We start from the raw sequence: 6,012 nt of genomic DNA, 5'->3' as shown, positions 1-6,012 counted from the left end.
ATGGACCAGGGGCTCCGCTTCGCCATCCGCGAGGGCGGCCGCACCGTCGGCGCCGGCGTCGTCGCCGCGATCACCGCCGACAAGCCGGCCGCGGCCAAGAAGTAAACGTCTCGATCTTCGGGGCAAGCAGGGGCGGGTCGCGCAGGCGGCCCGCCCTTTTTCGTGGCGGTCAGCGCAGGCCGATCTGCACGCTGCCCGCGCCGCCGGCGCGGAACCAGCTCTCCCAGGTCGCCTGGACGCGGCGGCGGATGTCCTGCGGCAGCGGCGGCCGGCTCGGCGCGTCGCTGCGGCCGAAGCCGATCACCCGCACCTCGGCGCGCGGCAGCCGCGCCTCGACATGCGCCTCCGCCAGCCGCTGCAGCACCTCGGCCGTCGGCATCCTCCGGATCGCCTGCCCGGGCAGCAGCGAGGAGGCCTCGAGCAGGTCGGAGAACATCAGGAACTGCCGCACCGGCGCGTAGCGGTTGGCCTCGACCAGCCGCGTCGCCTCGGCGACGGAGCGGAAGAGGTCCGAGGCCGCCGCCTCCTCCGGCTGCTTCAGCAGCGCGACCAGCCGTGCCAGGAATTCCGCCTCGAAGGCCTGGAAGTCCGCCCGGGCGAGGACCGGGCGGCAGGTCGAGGTCAGCCGGCCGAACAGCCCGGCCTCCGGGCAGCCGGGCCGGCAGGCGTCGAAGACCAGCTTCAGCTCGGTATAGGCCCCGGCGGCGGCGGCGACGACCAGCCGCTCGCCCGGCTCCTGCCGGCGGAAGAAGCTGTCCACCGTCCGCACCAGGATGTCCCGGTCCACCTCGTCGTAGCGGGTGCTGCGGTCGACCAGCAGCAGCGAGGTGGCGCTGCCGAGCGCGCAATAGTCGGTCTCGGCCGCGGCGGCCGGGCGGGCGCCGGCCAGCGCCGCCAGCAGCAGCGCCACAACGGCCAGGCCGGCGCCAAGGTCACGCCGCATGCGCCACCGCGCCGAAGCCCGGCAGCTCCGCGGCGATCGCCTCGACCGTTGGCACCGCCGGCGGGCCGCCGCCGGCCGGGCCGGCCTGGAAGCCCTCAGCGAAGACGTCGCAGCGCCGCCTTATCGTGCGCGCGACCGCCTGCCGCAGGGTGTCCGCGTGCTCCCGCAGGGTGCGCTCCTGGTTGCCGAGCGCGACGAGGCGCGCCCGCACCTCGGCCATCTCACCCTCGATGGCGCGGCGCGCGGTCTCGTAGCGGGCGGTCTCCTCGCGCATGGCCGCGGCATGCCGCTTCTCGACCCGGGCGAAGGCGCGCTCGGCCCGGCCGGCGTCGCGCACCGCCTTCTCGTAGTCCGGATGCGGGTCGTGCCGCAGGTAGGAGGCGACGACGCCGAAGGTGAAGACCAGCAGGTTCACCGCGATGAAGGCATAGTCGCTGATGCCGAGCGGCAGGCTCGTGATGGCGGTGACCGCCTCGTGCGGGGTGCCGGCCAGCGCGTCCTGCAGGCGCTGGGCGAAGCCCTCGTTCTCGCTGGCGGCCAGGCGCATGAAGACCTGCCGCATCAGGGCCAGCGCGTAGATCCCGCCGAGGACGACCCCGAGCATGGCCGCGAGCGCCCCGCCGCGCGCCGCCACCTGGGCGAGGCGCGGCCGTTCCGGCCAGCGCCGCAGCAGCATGCCGACGACATGCGCGAAGGCCATCAGCAGGCCGCCCACCGCCGCCGCCAGCAGCAGGGAGACGATGGGTTCCTCGCGGAAGGTCAACTCGAAGGCCGCCCGGTTGACCGGCACCTCGGCCAGGGCGAGGGCGGCCATCATGGCGGGGTAGAGGCGCCCGAAATGGGTCCGCAGCGGGCGGAACTGCACCGCGCCGCGGATCGTCCGGAGCGCCGTCTGGGCGGCATCGGTCCGCGCGGCCAAGTCCCGGTAGGGGCCGGAATCCGGCCCGTTCTCGCGCTTCAGCGCGGCGGTCGCCTCGTCGTGCCGCCGCTGGTTGGCAAGGCTGCGCTCGACCAGGGTGACGTTCAGCTCGTGCTCGCGCGCCTGGCGCTCCTGGTCCTGGTGGTCGAGCAGCCGGCTGCACTCGGCATGCAGACGGTCGAGGTCGCCGGCGCCCTCGTCGGTCAGCCGGCGGCGGAAGCGGGCGAGGCCAGCGGCGCCCTCGCTTCCCTCCCGCGCCGCCTGCAGGCCCTGGTTGCGGTCGCTCTGGGCGGCGGCGGCATCGGCGGTCATCCAGCGGGGCGAGAGTTGCGGCAGTGCGGCGCGGTTGGAGAAGCCGGCATTCATTCGGAAAAGGGTCCGCAAGTCATCGTATACGATTCCTGATTCCCGCAGCGCGGGCAATGCACCGCGCCGGCATCGGCGACACCCCGCGCCGGCATCGGCGACACCCCGCGCCGGCATCGACGACCCGCACCTCGCCTCTCGACAGTCCTCGCCCCCTGACCTATAGGCGTCGCCGCGCCGCGGCCCTGCCCGGCGTGAAGGGGCGTAGCTCAATTGGCTAGAGCGCCGGTCTCCAAAACCGGAGGTTGGGGGTTCGAGACCCTCCGCCCCTGCCACTTCCCCCGCCGCCGGCGGGGACTCGTGTTCTCGGGGGTGGCGCCTTTCCCGGGCTTCCGGGACGGGCGACCGCCCGCGAAGCGTTCACCGCAGCCTGGAAGGGTTCGACGCGTTGGCCAGACTGGATCCCGCGCAGTATGTCCGGGACGTGCGGACGGAGGTGGCCAAGGTCACCTGGCCGAGCCGCAAGGAGACCCTGATCACCACCGGCCTCGTGCTGGCGATGTCGGCGCTCGCGGCCGTCTTCTTCCTGGTCGTCGACCAGGTGATCGCGCTCGGGATGCGCAGCCTGTTCGGGATGGGGTGAGGGGGAACGGATCGATGGCCAAGCGCTGGTACGTGGTGCACGTCTACTCGGGCTTCGAGAAGAAGATCGCCCAGCAGATCAAGGAACAGGCGGCACAGAAGGGCCTCGGCGAGCAGTTCGACGAGATCCTGGTCCCCTCCGAGGAGGTGACCGAGGTCCGCCGCGGCCAGAAGGTGAACTCCGAGCGCAAGTTCTTCCCCGGCTACGTGCTGGTGAAGATGGAGATGTCGGACGAGGCCTGGCACCTCGTGAAGGACACGCCGAAGGTCACCGGCTTCCTCGGCAACAAGAACAAGCCGAGCCCGATCACCGAATCCGAGGCCCAGCGCATCGTCAACCAGGTGAAGGAAGGCGTGGACAAGCCGCGCAAGCCCGCCGTGGTCTTCGAGGTGGGCGAGCAGGTCCGCGTCGCCGACGGCCCCTTCACCAGCTTCCTCGGCTCGGTCGAGGAGGTCGACGAGGAACGCGGCCGGGTCAAGGTCAGCGTCTCGATCTTCGGCCGCTCCACCCCCGTGGAACTCGAGTACACCCAGGTCGAGAAGGTCTGACGCGAACCGCGGCCCGCCGGGCCGCGAACCCCACCGCCGGCAGTCCTGGTCGGCGGGCGCGCTTCACGCGGGCGCGGGCAGGCCCGCGTCCGGTTGCGCCGCATGCCTGCCGCGCTAGGCTCGACTCGCCGGGGTTGTCGATCCCGGCAGGGAAACGCGCGGGGGCGAAACAGCGCATGGTGACGACCAGACGGGCGGCACTGTCCGCCTCGGCAATGCTGACATGTCAGCGCGCCCGGCCCGCCAGGGCCGAGACCTTTCCGAACCGGACGCTCACCTGGATCGTGCCCGGCGGCCCCGGCAGCGTGCTCGACGTCGCCGCCCGGCTGATCTCCCTGAAGATGGCGGCGCGGCTGGGACAGAGCGTGGTGGTGGACAACCGGCTCGGCGCCGGCGGGACCGTGGCGGCGGAATACGTGGCGCGCGCCGCGCCCGACGGGCACACGCTGTTCTTCGGCAATTTCGCCACCTTCGCCATCGCGCCGCTGCTCATCCCGAACATCCGCTACGACGCGCAGCGCGACTTCGTGCCGGTGCACGGCATCGGCGCCTCGGCCAATATCGCCGTCACCGGCATGGGCCGCCCCTGGAAGACGATCCCGGAGCTGATCGCCCATGCCCGGGCCCGGCCGGGCCAGCTGACCTATGCGGCCAGCATCGGCTCCGGCCAGCACGCCGCCGCGGCGCTGTTCATCGAGAAGGCGGCGGTCGAGCTCACCCTCATCCCCTACAACAATTTCGGCCAGGTGCTGAACGACCTCGCGGCGGAGCGGGTCGACCTCTACTTCGACTACCCGCTCAGCAGCCTGCCCTATGTGCGCGACAAGCGGCTGCGGGCACTGGCGGTGAATGCCGGGGAGCGGCTGGCGATCGCGCCGGAGGTGCCGACCCTGGCCGAGGCCGGGCTGCCGGGCGCCGAGCTGCTCGGCTGGTCCGGCATCTACCTGCCCGCGCGCACCCCGCCCGCGGTGGTCGCGCGATTGGGGGAGGTGGTCCACGCCGCGCTGCATGAGCCGGACGTCCGGGCGCTGTTCGACAATACCGGCACCATCCTGTGGGACGAGGTCGGCCCCGCGCAGCTCGCCCGGGCGCTGCAGGAGGAGATCCCCCGCATGCGGCACCTGATCGGCCGGACCTTGCCGACACCGGGGCCGAAGCCGGGCTAGCCGGTGCCTTGCGGCGGGGATCCGCGCTCAGGGACGGTTCCACGCCTCGCAATCCGCGTCAGCGGCAACCGTGCGGGGCGCGGCGCCTGGGGAGGCTTCCGTTCGCCTTGGCTCACGGCAACCACTCCAGCTGCTCGTCCTGGCGGGCATCTTTGCCCGATCCGGTGACTGCACTGGATCGGGATCTGCTCTAGCGCGCCGCGGCCCTGACCGGCTCGGCCGGCAGCACCGTGACCGTCGCGGTCCGGCCCGACAGCAGCCGCAGCCCCTCCGGCACCCGGTCGATGGCGATCCGCACCGGCACCCGCTGCGCCAGCCGCACCCAGCTGAAGGTCGGGTTGACGTTGGCCAGCAGGTTCTCGCTGGCGCCGCGCTCGCGGTCGGTGATGCCGGCCGCGACGCTCTCGACGTGACCCTCGATCACCCCGGCCTCGCCCATCACCCGGACCGTCGCGCGGTCACCGGGGCGGATGCGCGCCAGCTTGGTCTCCTCGAAGTAGCCGGCGATGTGGAAGCTGTCGGAATCGACCAGCGCCAGCGCCGCACGCCCGGCCGCGAGGTAGTCGCCCGGTCGCAGCTCGAGGTTGGTGACGAAGCCGTTCACCGGCGCCTTCACCTCGGAACGCTCGAGATTGAGCCGGGCGATGTCGCGCTCCACCATGGCCTGGCGCCAGGCGGCCTCGGCCACCTGGGCATCCGTCACCGCCTGCTCCTGCCGTTGGATGGAGACCGCGCTCTGGTCCAGCCGGGTATAGCGCTGCTGCTCGCGCTGCGCCTGGAGCAGCGAGGCATGCCGGCTGCTCAGCACCGCCTCGGCCTGCTGCAGCGCCAGGGCGAAGCGGTCGCGGTCGATGCGGAACAGCACCTCGCCGCGGCGGACCTGCTGGTTGTCCCGCACCAGCACCTCCTGCACCAGGCCGGAGACGTCGGGGGCGATGCCCACCACCTCGGCCCGGATCCGGCCGTCCCGGGTCCAGGGCGCCTCCATGTAGAAGCGCCAGAGCTGCCAGCCGGCGAAGCCGGCCAGGAGGACGACGGCGAGCGTGACGGCGATGCGGCCCGACTGCCGAAGGGTCATGCGAGGATCCGGTTGGCCAGCGCCGCGATGACGCCGAGCAGGATGACGAAGGTGGCGAGGTCGAAGAGCGGCCGGTGCCAGACCAGCCGGTAGAGGCCGAATCGCTGCAGCAGCCGCCGCAGCAGCGCATTGGCCGGCAGCGCCAGCGCCGCCCAGGCCAGCAGGGCCGGGACGAAGACGCCGTGCAGGTCGATCTCGCCGATCATGCCGCCTGCTCCAGCCCGGGCGGCAGGACGGGCTCCGGCGGCGGCGCCGCGGGGAAGAGCGCGCGGCGGAGGCCGGACAGCGCCAGCGCGGCCATCCGCGCCGCCGGCTCCCGCCCCGGCATGGTCGCGCCGAGCGCCGCGTCCAGCCGGGCCAGCACCGCCCCTGGCGCCGCCTGGTCCCGCGCCCGGGCGGCGACCGCGGC

Annotated in this window: 9 protein-coding genes and 1 tRNA gene; 5 read left to right on the top strand and 5 right to left on the bottom strand. The window is 73.1% G+C overall.

Going from position 1 to position 6,012, the window contains the following annotated elements; all coding sequences use genetic code 11:
• A partial coding sequence (locus E2C06_RS35020) for an EF-Tu C-terminal domain-related protein (protein WP_206664765.1) occupies positions 1 to 105 on the top strand: 105 nt, incomplete at its 5' end.
• 64 nt (positions 106 to 169) lie between these two features.
• Here E2C06_RS35020 and E2C06_RS35015 read toward each other — a convergent pair.
• Positions 170 to 943, bottom strand: coding sequence for a hypothetical protein (locus E2C06_RS35015; protein ID WP_133293167.1), 774 nt, complete (start codon positions 941 to 943; stop codon positions 170 to 172).
• Positions 933 to 2,228, bottom strand: coding sequence for a hypothetical protein (locus E2C06_RS35010; RefSeq protein WP_133293166.1), 1,296 nt, complete (start codon positions 2,226 to 2,228; stop codon positions 933 to 935). Before E2C06_RS35010 ends, E2C06_RS35015 begins: the two co-directional genes overlap by 11 nt.
• 198 nt (positions 2,229 to 2,426) lie before the next feature.
• Between E2C06_RS35010 and E2C06_RS35005 the strand changes: the two genes are divergently transcribed.
• The 4 genes from E2C06_RS35005 (at position 2,427) to E2C06_RS34990 (ending at position 4,525) form a co-directional block, all read left to right on the top strand.
• Positions 2,427 to 2,503, top strand: a tRNA-Trp gene (locus E2C06_RS35005).
• Between the two features lie 113 nt (positions 2,504 to 2,616).
• Positions 2,617 to 2,811, top strand: coding sequence for a preprotein translocase subunit SecE (secE, locus tag E2C06_RS35000; protein ID WP_133293165.1), 195 nt, complete (start codon positions 2,617 to 2,619; stop codon positions 2,809 to 2,811).
• 14 nt (positions 2,812 to 2,825) lie between these two features.
• Entirely contained in the window at positions 2,826 to 3,359 is a 534-nt protein-coding gene (nusG, locus tag E2C06_RS34995; protein ID WP_133293164.1) for a transcription termination/antitermination protein NusG, read from the top strand.
• 176 nt (positions 3,360 to 3,535) lie between these two features.
• Positions 3,536 to 4,525: a Bug family tripartite tricarboxylate transporter substrate binding protein gene (locus E2C06_RS34990; protein ID WP_133293163.1), complete on the top strand. Its 990-nt coding sequence runs from the start codon at positions 3,536 to 3,538 to the stop codon at positions 4,523 to 4,525.
• A 190-nt stretch (positions 4,526 to 4,715) separates the two neighbouring features.
• On the opposite strand, the gene E2C06_RS34985 is transcribed toward E2C06_RS34990, so the two are convergent.
• The 3 genes from E2C06_RS34985 to E2C06_RS38210 form a co-directional block, all read right to left on the bottom strand.
• Positions 4,716 to 5,603 (bottom strand): efflux RND transporter periplasmic adaptor subunit, encoded by an 888-nt coding sequence (locus E2C06_RS34985; protein WP_133293162.1) that lies wholly within the window; start codon positions 5,601 to 5,603, stop codon positions 4,716 to 4,718.
• A complete protein-coding gene (locus E2C06_RS34980; protein WP_133293161.1) occupies positions 5,600 to 5,809 on the bottom strand; it encodes a DUF1656 domain-containing protein in 210 nt (69 codons plus the stop codon). Before E2C06_RS34980 ends, E2C06_RS34985 begins: the two co-directional genes overlap by 4 nt.
• A partial coding sequence (locus tag E2C06_RS38210) for a hypothetical protein (RefSeq protein ID WP_165982883.1) occupies positions 5,806 to 6,012 on the bottom strand: 207 nt, incomplete at its 5' end. The genes E2C06_RS38210 and E2C06_RS34980, both read right to left, overlap by 4 nt.

Origin of the sequence: Dankookia rubra (assembly GCF_004355005.1) — a bacterium.
Classification (GTDB): domain Bacteria; phylum Pseudomonadota; class Alphaproteobacteria; order Acetobacterales; family Acetobacteraceae; genus Paracraurococcus; species Paracraurococcus ruber_A.
Note: the sequence above shows the minus strand (reverse complement) of the source record. Positions and strands in the feature narration are given on the sequence as shown.